Here is an 18036-nt window from a genome sequence, read left to right on the forward strand (position 1 = left end):
AGCTATGTCGCGTATTGGCAAGCTCCCCATCACGGTTCCCGCCGGCGTGGACGTCACCATCGACGGCCGTACGGTCACGGTCAAGGGCTCGAAGGGCACCCTGAGCCACACCGTTGCCGCGCCGATCGACATCGCTAAGGGCGAGGACGGCACCCTGCAGGTGACGCGCCCGAACGACGAGCGTCAGAACAAGGCCCTGCACGGCCTGTCCCGCACGCTGGTGGCGAACATGATCACCGGCGTGACCACGGGTTACGTGAAGAAGCTCGAGATCAGCGGTGTCGGTTACCGCGTTGTCGCGAAGGGCTCCAACCTGGAGTTCTCGCTCGGCTACAGCCACCCGATCCTGGTCGAGGCTCCCGAGGGCATCAAGTTCGCGGTGGAGTCCCCGACCAAGTTCTCGGTCGAGGGCATCGACAAGCAGAAGGTCGGCGAGGTTGCGGCCAACATCCGCAAGCTGCGCAAGCCCGACCCGTACAAGGCCAAGGGCGTCAAGTACGAGGGCGAAGTCATCCGCCGCAAGGTCGGAAAGGCGGGTAAGTAAGCCATGGCATACGGTCAGAAGATCGCTAAGGGCGACGCTTACAAGCGTGCTGCCATCAAGCGACGCCACATCCGGATCCGCAAGCGGATCGCGGGTACGGCCGAGCGCCCCCGCCTGGTCGTGACGCGCTCCAACCGCCACATCGTGGCCCAGGTGATCGACGACGTGAAGGGTCACACCCTGGCGTCGGCGTCCACCCTGGACGCTTCGATCCGTGGCGAGGGCGAGAAGTCCGCGCAGGCCGGCAAGGTCGGCGCCCTGGTCGCCGAGCGCGCCAAGGCCGCGGGCGTCGAGGCTGTCGTGTTCGACCGTGGTGGCAACCAGTACGCCGGGCGCATCGCCGCCCTGGCGGACGCCGCCCGCGAAGCCGGACTCAAGTTCTGAGTCCCGTCCGTAGCTAGCGGAAAAGAGAGAGGTAAATCCAATGGCTGGACCCCAGCGCCGCGGAAGCGGTGCCGGTGGCGGCGAGCGGCGGGACCGGAAGGGTCGCGACGGTGGCGCAGCTGCCGCCGAGAAGACCGCGTACGTTGAGCGCGTTGTCGCGATCAACCGCGTCGCCAAGGTTGTGAAGGGTGGTCGTCGCTTCAGCTTCACCGCGCTGGTCGTGGTGGGCGATGGTGACGGCACCGTGGGTGTCGGTTACGGCAAGGCCAAGGAGGTGCCGGCCGCCATCGCCAAGGGCGTTGAGGAGGCCAAGAAGCACTTCTTCAAGGTCCCGCGTATCCAGGGCACCATCCCGCACCCGATCCAGGGTGAGAAGGCCGCGGGCATCGTCCTGCTGAAGCCGGCTTCCCCGGGTACCGGTGTTATCGCCGGTGGTCCGGTGCGTGCCGTGCTCGAGTGCGCCGGTATTCACGATGTGCTGTCGAAGTCGCTCGGCTCCGACAACGCGATCAACATCGTGCACGCGACCGTGGAGGCCCTCCGTGGCCTGCAGCGTCCCGAGGAGATCGCGGCCCGCCGCGGTCTGCCGCTCGAGGACGTCGCCCCTGCGGCTCTGCTGCGTGCGCGTGCTGCCGGGGCGGGTGCGTAATGGCACAGCTCAAGATCACGCAGACGAAGTCGTACATCGGTAGCAAGCAGAACCACCGTGACACGCTGCGTACGCTCGGGCTCAAGAAGCTCGGCGACGTGGTCGTCAAGGAGGACCGCCCCGAGTTCCGCGGCATGGTGCACACCGTCCGCCACCTCGTGACGGTTGAGGAGGTCGACTGACATGGCGGAGCAGAACCCGCTGAAGGTCCACAACCTCCGTCCTGCCCCGGGCGCCAAGACCGCCAAGACCCGTGTCGGTCGTGGTGAGGCGTCCAAGGGTAAGACCGCTGGTCGTGGTACCAAGGGCACCAAGGCCCGTTACCAGGTTCCGGAGCGCCTTGAGGGTGGCCAGACGCCGCTGCACATGCGTCTGCCGAAGCTCAAGGGCTTCAAGAACCCGTTCAAGACCGAGTACCAGGTCGTCAACCTGGACAAGCTGGCCGCGCTCTACCCCGAGGGTGGCGAGGTCACGGTCGCGGGCCTGGTCGAGAAGGGCGCCGTTCGCAAGAACAGCCTCGTCAAGGTCCTGGGCCAGGGCGAGATCTCCGTGGCGCTGCAGGTGACGGTCGACGCCGTCTCCGGCTCCGCCAAGGAGAAGATCACCGCCGCTGGCGGTACGGTCACCGAGCTCGTCTGAGCCGACTGACATGAAGAGCCCGGCCGGCCGTTCACCTCGCGTGGGCGGTCGGCCGGGCTCTTGTGCGTACGGGGCCCGCTGCCCGGCCCCGGTACCGTAAGTCCCGTCGTAGCGGGGTGAATTGACGCTGTGACGGCTCTTTGAGGGCCGTACCGGCCGGGGGAGAGCGGCGCATGTTTCCGGTGCGCAGCAAGGCCGGGTAGGGTAGCGCCGTTATCCGTGTGCAGCCTGAACACGACGCAGGACTGCCCGGTAGAGAAGAAGACCACTGATCATCCACACCCGTCGCCTCTGACGCAGTAGCGCGGGGGTCGCAGGAGGCACCGTGCTCACCGCGTTCGCCCGGGCGTTCAAGACGCCCGACCTGCGCAAGAAGCTGCTCTTCACGCTCGGCATCATCGTGATCTACCGGATCGGGGCGCACATCCCGATTCCCGGTGTGAGTTACGAGAATGTCCAGATCTGTATGGATCAGGCAGATACGAGCGGACTGCTCGGCCTGATGCAGATGTTCAGTGGTGGCGCGCTGCTGCAGATCACTATCTTCGCGCTCGGGATCATGCCGTACATCACGGCGAGCATCATCCTGCAGCTGCTGACCGTGGTGATCCCGCGGCTTGAGGCCCTGAAGAAGGAGGGCCAGTCCGGGCAGGCGAAGATCACGCAGTACACGCGTTATCTGACCGTCGCCCTCGCGGTCCTGCAGGGCACCGGCCTCGTCGCCACCGCACGCAGCGGCCAGCTCTTCACGGGCTGCACGGTCGGCAGCCAGATCGTCCCGGACCAGTCGATCTTCGTGACCATGACGATGGTCATCGTCATGACCGCCGGTACCGCGACCGTGATGTGGCTCGGTGAGCTGATCACCGACCGCGGCATCGGTAACGGCATGTCGATCCTGATGTTCATCTCGATCGCCGCCGGCTTCCCGGGCGCCCTGTGGGCCATCAAGAAGCAGGGCAACCTGGCGGGTGGCTGGATCGAGTTCGGCACCGTGGTCGTGGTGGGTCTGGCCATGGTCGGCCTGGTGGTCTTCGTGGAGCAGGCGCAGCGCCGGATCCCGGTGCAGTACGCGAAGCGCATGATCGGCCGGCGGTCCTACGGCGGTACGTCGACGTACATCCCGCTCAAGGTGAACCAGGCGGGTGTGATTCCCGTCATCTTCGCGTCGTCGCTGCTCTACATCCCGGCGCTCATCGTGCAGTTCAGCGGATCGAAGGCGGGCTGGGCGCTCTGGGTGGAGAAGAACCTGGTGCCGCCGGACGCCGGGTTCCACATCGCGCTGTACTTCCTGTTGATTGTTTTCTTTGCCTTCTTCTACGTGGCTATCTCGTTCAACCCCGAGGAAGTCGCCGACAACATGAAGAAGTATGGTGGCTTCATCCCGGGCATCCGGGCTGGCCGACCCACCGCTGAGTACCTGAGCTACGTGCTCAACAGGATCACCTGGCCGGGGTCGCTGTATCTGGGTCTGATCGCTCTTGTGCCGACGATGGCGTTGGCGGGCTTCGGCGCTAACCAGAACTTCCCGTTCGGCGGGACGAGCATCCTCATCATCGTGGGTGTGGGTCTGGAGACCGTGAAGCAGATCGAGAGCCAGCTCCAGCAGCGCAACTATGAAGGGTTCCTCCGCTGATGCGTATCGTCCTCGTCGGACCGCCCGGTGCTGGCAAGGGAACGCAGGCCGCGTTCCTCGCCAAGAACCTGTCGATCCCGCACATCTCCACGGGCGACCTGTTCCGGGCCAACATCAGCCAGGGCACTGAGCTCGGCAAGCAGGCGAAGGCGTACATGGACGCCGGGAACCTGGTGCCGGACGAGGTCACCATCGGTATGGCCAAGGACCGCATGAACCAGGCGGACGCCGAGGGCGGCTTCCTGCTCGACGGCTTCCCGCGCAACGTCCCGCAGGCCGAGGCCCTGGACGCGGCGCTCAAGGACGAAGGCGTACAGCTGGACGCGGTCCTGGACCTCGAGGTCCCCGAGGACGAGGTGGTCAAGCGGATCGCCGGCCGCCGGATCTGCCGCAACGACAGCGCGCACGTCTTCCACGTGTCGTACAGCAAGCCGAAGACCGAGGGCGTCTGCGACGTCTGCGGCGGCGAGCTCTACCAGCGCGGTGACGACAAGGAAGAGACCGTGCGCAAGCGGCTCGAGGTCTACCACCGCGAGACCGAGCCGATCATCGACCACTACCGGGCTCAGGGCCTCGTGGTCACCATCTCGGCCCTCGGTGAGGTCGCCGAGGTGACCGAGCGTGCGATGGAGGCGCTGAAGAAGCCCGCCAAGGGCTGAGCGGCGCGCGGCACTCCAGAAGTGCTGAACCACAGAAGTACGGACGTACGGCCGCGGTGACCGAGAGGCGCCGCGGCCGTAGTGTTGAGCAGGACCGGCCCGAGCAGGGCCGGAGCAGACCGTAGCGTCGAATCCGGCACTACAAGAGAAGCGGCGGAAGGCACAGCAGGCCATGGTGGAGATCAAGACCCCCGAGCAGATCGCGAAGATGCGTGAGGCGGGGCTGGTCGTCGCCGCCATGCACAAGGCCACCCGTGAGGCCGCCGTCCCCGGCGCCACCACCAAGGACCTGGACCAGGTGGCCCGCAAGGTGCTCGCCGAGCACAACGCGAAGCCGAACTTCCTCGGGTACGGCGGCTTCCCCGCGACCATCTGCACCTCGAAGAACGAGGTCGTCGTGCACGGCATCCCGAGCGACGACGTGGTTCTCGAGGACGGCGACATCATCTCCATCGACGCGGGCGCGATCATCGACGGCTGGCACGGCGACGCCGCGTTCACGGCCTTCGTGGGCTCGGGGCACGCGCCGGAGCTCGTCGAGCTCTCCCGGGTGACCGAGGAATCGATGTGGGCCGGGATCGCGGCCATGAAGCAGGGCAACCGCCTGGTCGACGTCTCCCGGGCGATCGAGACGTACATCCGCCGCCAGCCCCGCCCGGCCAGCGGCAAGTACGGGATCATCGAGGACTACGGCGGCCACGGCATCGGCTCCTCGATGCACATGGACCCGCACCTTCTGAACTACGTCGAGCGCCGCCGCGGCCGCGGCCCGAAGCTCGTCCCCGGCTTCTGCCTGGCGATCGAGCCGATGGTGAGCCTCGGCACCCCGAAGACCGAGGTGCTCGAGGACGACTGGACGGTCGTCACGATCGACGGCACCTGGTCCTCGCACTGGGAACACTCGGTGGCGCTGACCGAGCAGGGCCCGCTGGTCCTCACCGCCCCGGACGGCGGCAAGGCCAAGCTGGCCGAGTACGGGATCACGGCCGCTCCGGACCCGCTGGCGTAAGACCGTCACGCCGAATCGCCGTATCGCAAACGTCGTACCGCGGCAGCGCCGCAGCTTAACGATCTTCGCTTTCGGGCAGTCTCTCTGGATTCGTGTTTCCGAGTGCACTGACGTAGACTGACTCGTCGGCTCTCGTGCATCCGCATGCCTGCATGCCCCAAGGGGTTTCTCAGCAGGTCGAGCCGATCAAGGTAGTCGATTCGAAGGGCAAAGCGTGGCCAAGAAGCAGGGTGCCATCGAGATCGAGGGCACTGTCGTCGAGTCTCTGCCGAACGCCATGTTCAAGGTCGAGCTCCAGAACGGCCACCAGGTCCTGGCACACATCAGCGGCAAGATGCGTATGCACTACATCCGTATCCTCCCTGACGACCGGGTCGTGGTGGAGCTGTCTCCGTACGACCTGACGCGTGGCCGGATCGTCTACCGGTACAAGTAGATCTTGCCTGTGCCCCGCACTCCGCGGGGTGGTGGCACTGACCCGGAGAACCTCACCCAATGAAGGTCAAGCCGAGCGTCAAGAAGATCTGCGACAACTGCAGGGTGATTCGCCGTCACGGCCGAGTCATGGTCATCTGCTCCAACCCGCGCCACAAGCAGCGCCAGGGCTGACGCACGACCGTACCTCTGCATCCGCAGATCTCGCGCGACGCAAGCGATACGTACATACGCAGGACCCGCCTCTCTTCAGCAATGGAGGGCGACACCCCCGGTCGGAGGCCGGGGACCCGGTCCGTACCGAATCCCCTACGGGAGAGGACGGCGGTCGGGAGCGGCCCTGTGGAAGACCTCCGAAGAATCAACTGGAGCCAGTAAATGGCACGCGTTTCCGGTGTTGACATCCCGCGCGAAAAGCGCGTGGAGGTCGCCCTCACCTACGTGTTCGGCATCGGCCGGACGCTCTCCCAGCAGACGCTGGCCGCCACCGGCGTGAACCCCAACACCCGCGTTCGTGACCTGTCCGAAGAGGACCTGGTCAAGATCCGCGAGTACGTGGACAACAACCTTCGCACCGAGGGTGACCTCCGTCGTGAGGTGCAGGCCGACATCCGCCGCAAGGTCGAGATCGGTTGCTACCAGGGTCTGCGCCACCGCCGTGGCCTGCCCGTGCACGGTCAGCGCACCAGCACCAACGCTCGCACCCGCAAGGGCCCGCGTCGCGCCATCGCCGGCAAGAAGAAGCCGGGCAAGAAGTAGTCCGCAGCGGACAGCTCGTCAGCGGTCTTCGCTGTAGGACCGACCACCTCCCGTAGGAGTTAAGAGATGCCCCCCAAGGGTCGTCAGGGCGCTACCAAGAAGGTGCGCCGCAAGGAAAAGAAGAACGTCGCGCACGGCCACGCGCACATCAAGAGCACGTTCAACAACACGATCGTGTCCATCACGGACCCGACCGGCAACGTGATCTCCTGGGCCTCCGCCGGCCACGTCGGCTTCAAGGGCTCCCGGAAGTCCACGCCGTTCGCCGCGCAGATGGCTGCCGAGTCGGCCGCCCGCCGCGCGCAGGAGCACGGCATGCGCAAGGTCGACGTGTTCGTGAAGGGCCCGGGTTCCGGTCGTGAGACCGCGATCCGCTCCCTCCAGGCCACCGGCCTCGAGGTCGGCTCGATCCAGGACGTCACGCCGACGCCGCACAACGGCTGCCGTCCGCCCAAGCGTCGCCGCGTCTGACGCGCTGGACTGCTTGATCCCCCGGCCGGGGGTGTGGGGGTTGTCCCCCACAAGAAACTGCGGGCGGTACGGCTTCTGCGGAGGCCGTGCCGCCCGTACCCTTGCAGTACATATCGGGCTCAGGCCCGGTGAGTCGGGCATCAAATAGCGGGTGCCCCTGACTGAAGGAACACACCATGCTGATCGCTCAGCGTCCCTCGTTGACCGAAGAGGTCGTCGACGAATTCCGCTCCCGGTTCGTGATCGAGCCGCTGGAGCCGGGCTTCGGCTACACCCTCGGCAACTCCCTGCGTCGTACGCTCCTCTCCTCGATCCCGGGTGCGGCGGTCACGTCCATCCGTATCGACGGTGTCCTGCACGAGTTCTCCACCGTGCCGGGCGTCAAGGAGGACGTCACCGACCTCATCCTCAACATCAAGCAGCTGGTCGTGTCGAGCGAGCACGACGAGCCCGTCGTGATGTACCTGCGCAAGCAGGGCCCGGGCCTGGTCACCGCCGCCGACATCGCCCCGCCGGCCGGTGTCGAGGTGCACAACCCGGACCTCGTCCTCGCCACGCTCAACGGCAAGGGTAAGCTGGAGATGGAGCTGACCGTCGAGCGCGGTCGCGGCTACGTCTCCGCCAACCAGAACAAGCAGGTGGGCCAGGAGATCGGCCGTATCCCGGTCGACTCCATCTACTCGCCGGTGCTCAAGGTCACGTACAAGGTCGAGGCCACGCGTGTCGAGCAGCGCACCGACTTCGACAAGCTGATCGTCGATGTCGAGACCAAGCAGGCCATGCGCCCGCGCGACGCCATGGCGTCCGCCGGTAAGACCCTGGTCGAGCTGTTCGGCCTGGCCCGCGAGCTGAACATCGACGCCGAGGGCATCGACATGGGCCCGTCCCCGACGGACGCCGCCCTGGCCGCTGATCTGGCGCTGCCGATCGAGGAGCTCGAGCTCACCGTTCGCTCGTACAACTGCCTCAAGCGCGAGGGCATCCACTCCGTGGGTGAGCTCGTCGCCCGCTCCGAGGCCGACCTCCTGGACATCCGTAACTTCGGTGCGAAGTCCATCGACGAGGTCAAGGCCAAGCTCGCCGGGATGGGTCTCGCTCTGAAGGACTCGCCCCCCGGGTTCGACCCGACCGCCGCCGCCGACGCCTTCGGCGCCGACGACGACGCGGACGCCGGTTTCGTGGAGACCGAGCAGTACTGATTGCTGCCCGTAGGCGTCCGCCTGCGGGGCCCTGACCCCGGTACCTGATACGGCCGGGGCAGATCTCAAGGAGAAACACATGCCGAAGCCCACCAAGGGTGCCCGTCTGGGCGGCAGCGCCGCGCACGAGAAGCTGATGCTGGCGAACCTCGCCAAGTCGCTCTTCGAGCACGGCCGCATCACCACCACCGAGGCGAAGGCCCGCCGCCTGCGCCCGTACGCCGAGCGTCTGGTCACCAAGGCGAAGAAGGGCGACCTTCACAACCGCCGTCAGGTGCTCCAGGTCATCACGGACAAGAGCGTCGTGCACACGCTCTTCACCGAGATCGGCCCGCGGTACGAGAACCGCCCGGGTGGCTACACCCGGATCACCAAGATCGGTAACCGCCGTGGCGACAACGCGCCCATGGCCGTCATCGAGCTGGTGGAGGCCCTGACCGTGGCCCAGGAGGCCACCGGTGAGGCCGAGGCCGCGACCAAGCGCGCGGTCAAGGAGGCCGAGGCCAAGGCTGAGGCTCCGGCCGAGGAGTCGAAGGACGCCTGAGGCTGAGCCTGGCTTGAGCGGGTCCGCCCCTACGGGGGTGGGCCCGCTCTTTGCGTGGACCGCGGGAGCGTACGAGAGGATCTATGTGTGAGTGAGGAAGTGGAGCCCGGGTTCGTCCGGGTGCGGATGGACCTTTCGTACGACGGGAAGGGGTTCTCGGGCTGGGCCAAGCAACGCGAGGGCCAGCGGACCGTGCAGGGCGAGATCGAGGACGCGCTGCGGACGGTGACCCGGTCCCGTGAGACGTACGAGCTGACCGTGGCCGGGCGCACCGACGCGGGCGTGCACGCGCGCGGCCAGGTGGCCCATGTCGACCTGCCCGAGGAGCTGTGGGCCGAGCACCGCGAGAAGCTGCTTCGGCGGCTCGCCGGGCGGCTGCCGCACGATGTGCGGGTGTGGCGGCTCACCGAGGCTCCGGCCGGGTTCAACGCGCGGTTCTCCGCGATCTGGCGGCGGTACGCCTACCGCGTGACCGACCACCCCGGTGGCGTCGACCCGCTGCTTCGCGGCCATGTCCTCTGGCACGACTGGGACTTGGACGTCGACGCCATGAACGAGGCCGCGCGGCCGCTGCTCGGCGAGCACGACTTCGCGGCGTACTGCAAGAAGCGCGACGGCGCCACCACCATTCGTACGCTTCAGGAGCTGAGCCTCGTGCGCGGCGAGGACGGGATCATCACCGCCACCGTGCGCGCCGACGCCTTCTGCCACAACATGGTGCGGTCGCTGATCGGCGCGCTGCTCTTCGTCGGCGACGGGCACCGCTCCACCGACTGGCCGGGCAAGGTGCTCGCCGCGGGCGTGCGGGACTCGGCGGTGCATGTCGTACGGCCGCACGGGCTCACGCTCGAGGAAGTCGGTTACCCCGCCGACGAGTTGCTCGCCGAGCGCAACCGCGCGGCCCGCAACAAGCGGTCGCTGCCCGGCCGTCCGGGGGGCGGACCGGCCGGGCAGGGCGGTGGGCTAGCCGAGGCCGGCTGCTGCTGACGCCTGCATCTCGCCGCGCTTGTGGATCTGCTGGAAGGCGAGGCTCTCGATGTCCTTGGCGGCGCTGAAGACCTTCTTGTCCTGCTCCGTGACCGTCTTGCCGTCGGTGAAGCCCGCGGTGGTGAAGTAGGCGTACCGGCCATAGGCGTTGATGGTGTTGAAGCAGACCGAGGTCTTGCAGAAGTCGGGCACGCCGGAGCCGGGGAGCGAGGTCACGTTGCCCTTGCTCCACTGGTCCTTGACCTTCGCCGCCAGCTTGTCGTTCTCGAAGACGGCGACGCCGACCGTGACCGCCATGCCGTCGCGGCTGTACGTGGCGCGGAAGAGCCGGTTGCAGTCGTTGTTCGTGAGGAGGGGGCCGAGCGGGCCCTGCACGGAGGCGGCGCACTTGCGGGTGCCGTCCGTCGCACCCTTCTTGTAGACCAGTTCGCCCTTGGTGAACTTGGTCCCCGGGAACAGGGTGTTCGGGCCGAGCGGGGCCTTGTCCTTCTTGGCGCTGGAGATGAACTCCTTGGGGTCCGGCGGGGGCGGCGCCGAGGTCTTGGAGAAGGACGGCTCGGGCGAGCCGCTGCCGCCCGGGATCTCCTCCGAGGCGGGCAGATCGCCGGGGTTCTTGGCCTGGTTGTTGCCGCCCGCCGAGACGACCGCGACGGCGACGATCCCGGCGACCACCGCGGTGGCCAGGGCGCCGCCCCCGATCATCAGCCACTTACGGCGCTTGCCCTGCGCCTCCGACGCCTCGGCGAGCGCCGCCCAGTCGGGGGTCTGGGATCCCTGCGATCCGTCGGGGCCCCACTGCGGCCCCCCTTGCCCAAAGCTCATGGGGCGCATCTTAAGCGCAATGACCGGGGTCGCGGCGCGCGCGTTATGCAGGGGTGATGTGGGTTTCGCGGCCAACTCCTTGGGGCGTGACGGCCTAGCCTTTGCCGCATGTATGCGGGCGAATCACCCCATAAGTCGGCTGTTCTGGCGTGGCTTTGGCGGCCCGCGCCCTGGCAGGCCTGGGGCGCCGTCGGCGCCGTGCTGCTCGCCGCGGTGGTGCGGGTGGGGCGGCGCTGGAGCCACGGCGGCATGGACAACGGGATCGTCGTGCGGGCGGCGAGGACGTGGCTCGAGGGCGGCTCGCCCTACGCCGACCCGCACTTTCTCTATCTGCCGAGTGCGGTGCTCGCGGCCGTACCGGAGGTCCTCGTCCCCGGGGCGGTGCTGCGGTATCTGGCGCCCGCCGTGGTCGTCGCCGGGCTGCTCGTGGGGTGGGGGAGCGCGCTGCGGGTGTACGGGGTTCCGTGGCGCAGTCGTTACGCGGCGCTCGGGCTCGGCGGGCTCGCGCTCGGGTTCGCGCCCTACGGGCAACTGATCAACCTCGGCAACTGGACCGTGGTGGCCGCGGCCGCCCTGCCGGTCGCGGTGCTCTGTATCTGCCGGGGCCGGTGGACGGCGGCCGGTGCGGTGGTGGGCCTCGCGATCGCGGTGAAGCCGCTGCTCGTGCCGGTGCTGCTGCTCTTCCTGTTCGCGCGGCGGTGGCGGGGGCTTGCCGTGGCGGTTCTGCTGCCCGCGGCCGCCTCCGCGCTCGCGGCGCTCACCATGCCGGACCCGGCCGGGTTCTTCACCCGGACCCTGCCGTTCCTGCTGCACGGCGACGACGCCTTCGTACGCCTCTATGAGGCCTCGCCCGGTGCGGTGCTTCCGCGGCTGGGGGTGCCGCAGGCGGCGGCGACGCTGCTCGGTGTGGCCGCGGCCGCCGCCGGGGTGTGGTGTGCCTGGCGCCGCTGGGGGCGGGGGGATGCCGGGTCGGGTGGGCGGGGGGATGCGGCGCCCGGGCGGGTGGCGGAGAGCGCCGTGATGCTGATGCTCGCGGCGTTCCTGGTCTCCCGGCCCTCGTACAACCACTATCTGCTCGTCGTGATGCCGCTGCTGCTCGCCGGGGCGCGGGAGGCCGGGGCGGCGGCGCGGTCGCCGTGGTTCTGGCTGGTGCTTGTGCCGCAGGTGCCGGGGTTCACCTGGCCCTGGCTCGAATCGGACACCCGTAGGGCCTTCAAGGACGCCGTCACGCTCTGTGGTCTCGCCCTGACGGCGGGAGTGAGCTGTGCCCGGCGGCGGTCGGTTACCGTGGACACCGACGAGACTGCAGAACCTGTGGAGCGGCCTGTGCCGGTGTCCGGGTCCGCGTTTTGACCCGTCCGGGCCAGCGCGGGTATTCTGCCAGTTCGTTATGCGTATTGGCTTGCTCAATCTCACGGAGAGGCCAGTTACGCCGGTCCACCGGGCCGATGACCAGCGATCTGCCGACGGAATGCGTCACCGTTGTGCGGTCAGGGCTGTCGTGATCGTCCGTGGTGGCCTTGTCAGGAACCACTCACTGAAGAAGCGAAGGCTACGACCGTGCGTACGTACAGCCCCAAGCCCGGCGATGTGACGCGCCAGTGGCACGTCATTGACGCTCAGGACGTCGTCCTGGGCCGCCTGGCCTCCACTGCCGCCACCCTGCTGCGTGGCAAGCACAAGCCGATCTACGCGCCGCACGTTGACGCTGGTGACTTCGTCATCATCATCAACGCCGAGAAGGTGCACCTCTCCGGCAACAAGAAGACCCAGAAGATGGCGTACCGCCACTCCGGTTACCCGGGTGGTCTGCGGTCCGTCCGTTACGACGAGCTCCTCGAGAAGACGCCGGAGAAGGCGATCGAGAAGGCCGTCAAGGGCATGCTCCCCAAGAACTCTCTGGGCCGTCAGATGCTCTCGAAGCTGAAGGTCTACGCGGGCGACCAGCACCCGCACGGCGCCCAGCAGCCGGTGCCGTTCGAGATCACCCAGGTCGCGCAGTAAGTCCGGCCACCCCCTAAGACCGAAGAGAATCTGAGGAGAATCGTGGCCGAGACCACTGTTGAGCAGCCGCTCGAGGAGACCGAGGCTCCCGAGCAGTACACCACCGAGTCCGAGGTGCCCGTCGAGGGCGAGTACACCTCGGAGTCCATGGCCTCCCGCTTCGGCGAGCCCCAGCCGGCCGCCGGCCTGGGCCGCCGCAAGAACGCCATTGCCCGCGTCCGGATCATCCCGGGCACCGGCAAGTGGAAGATCAACGGCCGCACCCTTGAGGAGTACTTCCCCAACAAGGTGCACCAGCAGGAAGTCAACGAGCCCTTCAAGGTGCTCGAGCTCGACAACCGCTACGACGTCGTCGCCCGCATCGCCGGCGGCGGTGTCTCCGGCCAGGCCGGCGCCCTGCGCCTCGGCGTGGCCCGCGCCCTGAACGAGGCCGACGTGGAGAACAACCGCGGGGCGCTCAAGAAGGCCGGCTTCCTCAAGCGCGACGACCGTGCGGTCGAGCGCAAGAAGGCCGGTCTCAAGAAGGCCCGCAAGGCGCCGCAGTACAGCAAGCGCTAACGCGCAGACAGCACAGTGGCTGCTCCGGCTGCCGCGGCCGCTCGCCGCGCTGTCCGGCAGCTGTCCTGCTCACGACCGCCCCGGTGGCACGTTCAGTGCCGCTGGGGCGTTCGTGTTATCAACCGGCTTGGGCATATAACGTCATGGGGCGGCCGAGAGGCTGCGATTCGGAATGTTCGGAACGATTCCGAAGGTTTCCTGAAAGTTCGGAGGACACCAGTGGGACGACTCTTCGGCACGGACGGCGTGCGCGGTGTCGCCAACGCGGATCTGACGGCCGAGCTGGCGCTCGGACTCTCCGTGGCGGCGGCTCACGTACTGGCCGAGGCGGGCACGTTCGAGGGCCATCGGCCGGTTGCGGTGGTCGGGCGTGATCCGCGCGCGTCCGGGGAGTTCCTGGAGGCCGCGGTGGTCGCGGGCCTCGCGAGCGCGGGCGTGGACGTCCTGCGGGTCGGTGTGCTTCCCACCCCGGCGGTGGCGTATCTGACCGGGGCGCTCGGCGCCGACCTGGGCGTGATGCTCTCCGCGAGCCACAACGCCATGCCGGACAACGGCATCAAGTTCTTCGCGCGCGGCGGCCACAAGCTCGCCGACGAGCTGGAGGACCGCATCGAGACGGTCTACGAGGAGCACCGCACCGGCGCCCCCTGGGACCGGCCCACCGGCGCGGGCGTCGGCCGCGTGAAGACGTACGACGAAGGCTTCGACCAGTACGTCGCCCACCTCATCGGCGTGCTCCCCAACCGCCTCGACGGGCTGAAGATCGTCCTCGACGAGGCGCACGGCGCGGCCGCCCGGGTCTCGCCCGAGGCGTTCGCGCGGGCCGGTGCCGAGATCATCACGATCGGCGCCGACCCGGACGGCCTGAACATCAACGACGGCTGCGGCTCCACCCACTTGGACCAGCTCAAGGCCGCCGTCGTCGAGCACGGCGCGGACCTCGGCATCGCGCACGACGGCGACGCGGACCGCTGCCTGGCCGTGGACCACACCGGCGCCGAGGTCGACGGCGACCAGATCCTCGCGGTGCTCGCGCTCGCGATGCGGGAGCGGGACGCGCTGCGCAAGGACACCGTGGTCGCGACCGTGATGTCCAACCTCGGCTTCAAGCTCGCGATGGAGCGTGAGGGCGTCGAGCTGGTGCAGACCGCGGTCGGCGACCGGTACGTCCTCGAATCGATGAAGGAGCACGGCTACGCCCTCGGCGGCGAGCAGTCCGGGCACGTCATCATCCTCGACCACGCGACGACCGGCGACGGCACCCTGACCGGCCTGATGCTGGCGGCCCGGGTCGCCCAGACCGGCCGCGGCCTCAAGGAGCTCGCCGGGGTCATGGAGCGACTGCCGCAGGTGCTCATCAACGTTCCCGACGTCGACAAGACCCGCGTCACCACCTCCGCCGAACTGGCCGCCGCGGTCGCCGACGCCGAGAGCGAACTGGGCGCCACCGGCCGGGTCCTGCTCCGCTCTTCGGGCACCGAGCCGCTGGTGCGCGTGATGGTGGAGGCCGCCGACATCGAGCAGGCGCGCTCGGTCGCCGGTCGGCTCGCCGATGCGGTGAAGACGGCGCTCGGCTAAGACTCGTACGGGGTCCGTGGTTCCGGCTGCGCTGTCACAGCTTGCGCAGCCGCAGCCGCTGCACCTTGTGGTCGGGGCCCTTACGCAGTACCAGCGTGGCGCGGCCGCGGGTGGGTGCGACGTTCTCCACCAGGTTCGGCTTGTTGATGGTGCGCCACATCGTGCGGGCGTAGTCGAGGGCCTCCTCCTCGGAGACCGCGGTGTGCCGGTGGAAGTACGAGTCCGGGTTCTGGAAGGCCGTCTGACGGAGCTTCTTGAAGCGGTTCAGGTACCAGGTCTCGATGTCCTCCGGCTTGGCGTCGACGTACACGCTGAAGTCGAAGTAGTCCGCGAGGCCGACGCGGGTGCGGCCGTCCTTGCCGGGCAGCGCGGGCTGAAGGACGTTCAGGCCCTCCACGATCAGGATGTCCGGGCGGCGCACGGTGAGCCGCTGGCCGGGCACGATGTCGTAGATCAGGTGGGAGTAGACGGGCGCGGTGACCTCGTCCTTGCCCGCCTTGATGTCGGCGACGAAGCGGGTCAGGGCGCGCCGGTCGTACGACTCGGGGAAGCCCTTGCGGGACATCAGGCCGCGCTCCTTGAGCTCCTTCATGGGCCACAGGAAGCCGTCCGTGGTGACCAGTTCGACCCGCGGGTGCTCGGGCCAGCGGGCAAGCAGCGCCTGAAGCAGACGGGCCACCGTGGACTTGCCGACGGCCACCGAACCGGCGACCCCTATGACGAACGGCGTGCCGTGCTGCGTGCCGTGCCCGTCACCCGCGTCACCGAGGAAGGTGTTGAGGGCGCCGCGGAGTCCGGCGGTGGCGCCGACGTACAGATTGAGCAGCCGGGACAGCGGCAGGTAGACGTCCCGCACCTCGTCCAGGTCGATGACATCGCCAAGCCCGCGCAGCCGCTCGACCTCCTCGGCGGTGAGGGGCAGCGGCGTCTTGTCGCGCAGCGCACTCCACTCCGCGCGCGTGAGATCGACGTACGGCGTCGGCTCCGTACGGCGATGCGCACTGCGGTGGGCGGCGCTCCGGGGCGGCGAGGTGATCACCCCTTCATTGTTGCGGCTGGGGGGAGGGGATTGGGGGTGGGGTCCATCACGTCAGGGGTCGATAACAGAGCCCGTCCGGCGATTGAGGACGAGCGCTCCCCCAAGCTCTCGGCTTCGCTCGAGCAGGGAGGTACCCCCCTGCGCGATGAGCCGAGCCCGTACGACGGGTACGCATCCGTGCTACGTAAGAGCGGCCCCCGTAGGCTGCGCCCATGTGTGGAATCGTCGGTTACGTCGGCTCGCAGTCGGCGCTTGATGTCGTCCTGGCAGGTCTGAAGCGGCTCGAGTACCGGGGTTACGACTCCGCGGGGGTCGCCGTGCCCGCCGATGGGGGCCTGGCCGCCGCGAAGAAGGCGGGCAAGCTGGTCAATCTGGAGAAGGAGCTGCTCGACCATCCGCTGCCTGCCGGTTCCACCGGTATCGGGCACACCCGGTGGGCCACGCACGGCGGGCCGACCGACGCCAACGCCCATCCGCACCTGGACAACGCGGGCCGGGTCGCCGTCGTGCACAACGGCATCATCGAGAACTTCGCCGCGCTCCGGGCCGAGCTGGACGAGCGCGGCCACCGGCTCGAATCCGAGACGGACACCGAGGTGGTCGCGCATCTGCTCGCCGAGGAGTTCTCGGCCTGCGCGGACCTCGCCGAGGCGATGCGCCTGGTCTGCCGACGGCTCGAAGGGGCGTTCACGCTGGTCGCGGTGCACGCGGACGAACCGGATGTAGTCGTCGGCGCGCGCCGGAACTCCCCGCTGGTGGTGGGCGTTGGAGAAGAAGAGTCCTTTCTCGCCTCGGACGTGGCCGCGTTCATCGCCCATACGCGGACCGCGATCGAACTGGGGCAGGACCAGGTCGTGGAGTTGCGGCGCGACGGCGTGACGGTGACGGACTTCGACGGGAACCCGGCCGAGGTACGCACCTACCACGTGGACTGGGACGCGTCCGCCGCGGAAAAGGGGGGCTATGACTACTTCATGCTCAAGGAGATCGCCGAGCAGCCCAAGGCTGTCGCCGATACGCTCCTGGGCCGCATCGATACCGAGGGTTCGCTGACGCTCGACGAGGTGCGGATCCCGGACTCCGTGCTGCGCGAGGTCGACAAGGTCGTCATCGTGGCCTGCGGGACCGCCTTCCACGCGGGCCTGATCGCCAAGTACGCCATCGAGCACTGGACCCGGGTGCCGTGCGAGGTCGAGCTGGCCAGCGAGTTCCGGTACCGCGACCCGATCCTGGACCCTCGTACGCTCGTCGTCGCCATCTCGCAGTCCGGCGAGACCATGGACACCCTGATGGCGCTGCGGCACGCCCGCGAGCAAGGCTCCAAGGTCCTGGCGATCTGCAACACCAACGGCTCGACGATTCCGCGCGAGTCGGACGCGGTGCTCTACACGCACGCCGGGCCCGAGGTCGCTGTGGCCTCCACGAAGGCGTTCCTGACCCAGCTCGTCGCCTGCTATCTCGTGGCGCTCTATCTCGGGCAGGTACGGGGCACCAAGTGGGGCGACGAGATCTGTGCCGTGATCCGGGAGCTCTCCAAGATCGCGGGTGAGGTCGAGCGGGTCCTGGACACCATGGAGCCGGTGCGCGAGCTGGCGCGCTCACTCGCCGACAAGAACACCGTGCTGTTCCTCGGGCGGCACGTGGGCTATCCGGTGGCGCTCGAAGGTGCCCTGAAGCTCAAGGAGTTGGCGTATATGCACGCCGAGGGCTTCGCGGCCGGGGAGCTCAAGCACGGGCCGATCGCACTGATCGAGCGGGACCTGCCGGTGGTCGTGGTGGTGCCGTCGCCGCGCGGCCGGTCGGTCCTGCACGACAAGATCGTCTCCAATATCCAGGAGATCCGGGCGCGCGGGGCACGGACCATCGTGATCGCGGAGGAGGGCGACGCGTCGGTGGAGCCGTACGCGGACCATCTGATCCGCATCCCGGCCACGCCCACGCTGCTCCAGCCGCTGGTCGCCACCGTGCCGCTCCAGGTCTTCGCCTGCGAACTCGCCACGGCCCGGGGCAACGAGGTGGACCAGCCGCGGAACCTGGCCAAGTCGGTGACGGTGGAGTGAGCGAGATCGGTGACCGAGGAGTGAGGGAGAATCCAGCCTTCCGGAAACCGGGCAGGGGAG

General features: G+C 68.3%; 22 protein-coding genes. 20 read left to right on the top strand and 2 right to left on the bottom strand.

Translation table 11 applies throughout. From position 1 onward, the window contains the following. Window positions 1-4: 4 nt before the first annotated feature. From rplF to truA, 15 genes are all read left to right on the top strand, one after another. Window positions 5-544, top strand: coding sequence for a 50S ribosomal protein L6 (gene rplF / locus ACWD10_RS00360; RefSeq protein ID WP_451085331.1), 540 nt, complete (start codon window positions 5-7; stop codon window positions 542-544). 3 nt (window positions 545-547) lie between these two features. Then, window positions 548-928, top strand: coding sequence for a 50S ribosomal protein L18 (rplR, locus tag ACWD10_RS00365; RefSeq protein ID WP_451085333.1), 381 nt, complete (start codon window positions 548-550; stop codon window positions 926-928). A 40-nt stretch (window positions 929-968) separates the two neighbouring features. Continuing rightward, window positions 969-1577 carry a 30S ribosomal protein S5 gene (rpsE, locus tag ACWD10_RS00370; RefSeq protein WP_451085335.1) on the top strand — a complete coding sequence of 203 codons (609 nt, stop codon included), beginning with the start codon at window positions 969-971 and terminating at the stop codon, window positions 1575-1577. After that, the gene (rpmD, locus tag ACWD10_RS00375; protein ID WP_451085337.1) at window positions 1577-1759 is read left to right on the top strand and encodes a 50S ribosomal protein L30; all 183 of its coding nucleotides are present in this window, start codon (window positions 1577-1579) and stop codon (window positions 1757-1759) included. Before rpsE ends, rpmD begins: the two co-directional genes overlap by 1 nt. Window position 1760: 1 nt before the next feature. Continuing rightward, on the top strand, window positions 1761-2216 hold the full coding sequence (gene rplO, locus ACWD10_RS00380) for a 50S ribosomal protein L15 (protein WP_451085339.1): 456 nt from the start codon (window positions 1761-1763) through the stop codon (window positions 2214-2216). Between the two features lie 325 nt (window positions 2217-2541). After that, window positions 2542-3852, top strand: coding sequence for a preprotein translocase subunit SecY (secY, locus tag ACWD10_RS00385; RefSeq protein WP_451085341.1), 1311 nt, complete (start codon window positions 2542-2544; stop codon window positions 3850-3852). Next, the gene (locus ACWD10_RS00390) at window positions 3852-4511 is read left to right on the top strand and encodes an adenylate kinase (protein WP_451085343.1); all 660 of its coding nucleotides are present in this window, start codon (window positions 3852-3854) and stop codon (window positions 4509-4511) included. Before secY ends, ACWD10_RS00390 begins: the two co-directional genes overlap by 1 nt. Window positions 4512-4683: 172 nt before the next feature. After that, window positions 4684-5520 (top strand): type I methionyl aminopeptidase, encoded by an 837-nt coding sequence (map, locus tag ACWD10_RS00395; protein WP_451085345.1) that lies wholly within the window; start codon window positions 4684-4686, stop codon window positions 5518-5520. 214 nt (window positions 5521-5734) lie between these two features. Further along, window positions 5735-5956: a translation initiation factor IF-1 gene (gene infA / locus ACWD10_RS00400; protein WP_003948620.1), complete on the top strand. Its 222-nt coding sequence runs from the start codon at window positions 5735-5737 to the stop codon at window positions 5954-5956. 59 nt (window positions 5957-6015) lie between these two features. Further along, complete coding sequence (rpmJ, locus tag ACWD10_RS00405) at window positions 6016-6129, top strand: 50S ribosomal protein L36 (protein WP_026935941.1); 114 nt, start codon at window positions 6016-6018, stop codon at window positions 6127-6129. Window positions 6130-6333: 204 nt separating this feature from the next. Beyond that, entirely contained in the window at window positions 6334-6714 is a 381-nt protein-coding gene (gene rpsM / locus ACWD10_RS00410) for a 30S ribosomal protein S13 (RefSeq protein ID WP_451085347.1), read from the top strand. 66 nt (window positions 6715-6780) lie between these two features. Further along, entirely contained in the window at window positions 6781-7185 is a 405-nt protein-coding gene (gene rpsK, locus ACWD10_RS00415) for a 30S ribosomal protein S11 (protein ID WP_007443997.1), read from the top strand. A 176-nt stretch (window positions 7186-7361) separates the two neighbouring features. Continuing rightward, window positions 7362-8384 (top strand): DNA-directed RNA polymerase subunit alpha, encoded by a 1023-nt coding sequence (locus ACWD10_RS00420; RefSeq protein ID WP_451085350.1) that lies wholly within the window; start codon window positions 7362-7364, stop codon window positions 8382-8384. A 79-nt stretch (window positions 8385-8463) separates the two neighbouring features. Further along, window positions 8464-8928 (top strand): 50S ribosomal protein L17, encoded by a 465-nt coding sequence (gene rplQ / locus ACWD10_RS00425; protein ID WP_451085352.1) that lies wholly within the window; start codon window positions 8464-8466, stop codon window positions 8926-8928. 87 nt (window positions 8929-9015) lie between these two features. Next, a complete protein-coding gene (truA, locus tag ACWD10_RS00430) occupies window positions 9016-9915 on the top strand; it encodes a tRNA pseudouridine(38-40) synthase TruA (RefSeq protein WP_451085353.1) in 900 nt (299 codons plus the stop codon). On the opposite strand, the gene ACWD10_RS00435 is transcribed toward truA, so the two are convergent. Further along, entirely contained in the window at window positions 9892-10737 is an 846-nt protein-coding gene (locus tag ACWD10_RS00435) for a hypothetical protein (protein ID WP_451085355.1), read from the bottom strand. The two genes, truA and ACWD10_RS00435, sit on opposite strands and share 24 nt — an antisense overlap. Before the next feature lie 108 nt (window positions 10738-10845). Between ACWD10_RS00435 and ACWD10_RS00440 the strand changes: the two genes are divergently transcribed. The 4 genes from ACWD10_RS00440 (at window position 10846) to glmM (ending at window position 14877) form a co-directional block, all read left to right on the top strand. Continuing rightward, window positions 10846-12090 (top strand): glycosyltransferase 87 family protein, encoded by a 1245-nt coding sequence (locus ACWD10_RS00440; protein WP_451085356.1) that lies wholly within the window; start codon window positions 10846-10848, stop codon window positions 12088-12090. A 207-nt stretch (window positions 12091-12297) separates the two neighbouring features. Next, entirely contained in the window at window positions 12298-12741 is a 444-nt protein-coding gene (gene rplM, locus ACWD10_RS00445; protein ID WP_451085358.1) for a 50S ribosomal protein L13, read from the top strand. A gap of 42 nt (window positions 12742-12783) precedes the next feature. Next, complete coding sequence (rpsI, locus tag ACWD10_RS00450; protein WP_451085360.1) at window positions 12784-13299, top strand: 30S ribosomal protein S9; 516 nt, start codon at window positions 12784-12786, stop codon at window positions 13297-13299. A 219-nt stretch (window positions 13300-13518) separates the two neighbouring features. Then, the gene (glmM, locus tag ACWD10_RS00455; RefSeq protein ID WP_451085362.1) at window positions 13519-14877 is read left to right on the top strand and encodes a phosphoglucosamine mutase; all 1359 of its coding nucleotides are present in this window, start codon (window positions 13519-13521) and stop codon (window positions 14875-14877) included. A 34-nt stretch (window positions 14878-14911) separates the two neighbouring features. Here the strand turns inward: glmM and coaA are convergent, their stop codons facing one another. Next, complete coding sequence (gene coaA, locus ACWD10_RS00460; RefSeq protein WP_451085364.1) at window positions 14912-15916, bottom strand: type I pantothenate kinase; 1005 nt, start codon at window positions 15914-15916, stop codon at window positions 14912-14914. A gap of 212 nt (window positions 15917-16128) precedes the next feature. Here coaA and glmS point away from each other — a divergent pair, with 212 nt between their 5' ends. Next, window positions 16129-17976 (top strand): glutamine--fructose-6-phosphate transaminase (isomerizing), encoded by a 1848-nt coding sequence (glmS, locus tag ACWD10_RS00465; protein ID WP_451085366.1) that lies wholly within the window; start codon window positions 16129-16131, stop codon window positions 17974-17976. Window positions 17977-18036: the final 60 nt, after the last annotated feature.

Source organism: Streptomyces sp. NPDC002851 (assembly GCF_053591935.1).

What these genes read in the sequence shown, in the direction of transcription:
- rplF (WP_451085331.1), top strand. Translation starts at nt 5, where the DNA reads ATGTCGCGTATTGGCAAGCTCCCCATCACGGTTCCCGCCGGCGTGGAC.
- rplR (WP_451085333.1), top strand. Translation starts at nt 548, where the DNA reads ATGGCATACGGTCAGAAGATCGCTAAGGGCGACGCTTACAAGCGTGCT.
- rpsE (WP_451085335.1), top strand. Translation starts at nt 969, where the DNA reads ATGGCTGGACCCCAGCGCCGCGGAAGCGGTGCCGGTGGCGGCGAGCGG.
- rpmD (WP_451085337.1), top strand. Translation starts at nt 1,577, where the DNA reads ATGGCACAGCTCAAGATCACGCAGACGAAGTCGTACATCGGTAGCAAG.
- rplO (WP_451085339.1), top strand. Translation starts at nt 1,761, where the DNA reads ATGGCGGAGCAGAACCCGCTGAAGGTCCACAACCTCCGTCCTGCCCCG.
- ACWD10_RS00390 (WP_451085343.1), top strand. Translation starts at nt 3,852, where the DNA reads ATGCGTATCGTCCTCGTCGGACCGCCCGGTGCTGGCAAGGGAACGCAG.
- map (WP_451085345.1), top strand. Translation starts at nt 4,684, where the DNA reads ATGGTGGAGATCAAGACCCCCGAGCAGATCGCGAAGATGCGTGAGGCG.
- rpmJ (WP_026935941.1), top strand. Translation starts at nt 6,016, where the DNA reads ATGAAGGTCAAGCCGAGCGTCAAGAAGATCTGCGACAACTGCAGGGTG.
- rpsM (WP_451085347.1), top strand. Translation starts at nt 6,334, where the DNA reads ATGGCACGCGTTTCCGGTGTTGACATCCCGCGCGAAAAGCGCGTGGAG.
- rpsK (WP_007443997.1), top strand. Translation starts at nt 6,781, where the DNA reads ATGCCCCCCAAGGGTCGTCAGGGCGCTACCAAGAAGGTGCGCCGCAAG.
- ACWD10_RS00420 (WP_451085350.1), top strand. Translation starts at nt 7,362, where the DNA reads ATGCTGATCGCTCAGCGTCCCTCGTTGACCGAAGAGGTCGTCGACGAA.
- rplQ (WP_451085352.1), top strand. Translation starts at nt 8,464, where the DNA reads ATGCCGAAGCCCACCAAGGGTGCCCGTCTGGGCGGCAGCGCCGCGCAC.
- ACWD10_RS00435 (WP_451085355.1), bottom strand. Translation starts at nt 10,737, where the DNA reads ATGAGCTTTGGGCAAGGGGGGCCGCAGTGGGGCCCCGACGGATCGCAG.
- ACWD10_RS00440 (WP_451085356.1), top strand. Translation starts at nt 10,846, where the DNA reads ATGTATGCGGGCGAATCACCCCATAAGTCGGCTGTTCTGGCGTGGCTT.
- glmS (WP_451085366.1), top strand. Translation starts at nt 16,129, where the DNA reads ATGTGTGGAATCGTCGGTTACGTCGGCTCGCAGTCGGCGCTTGATGTC.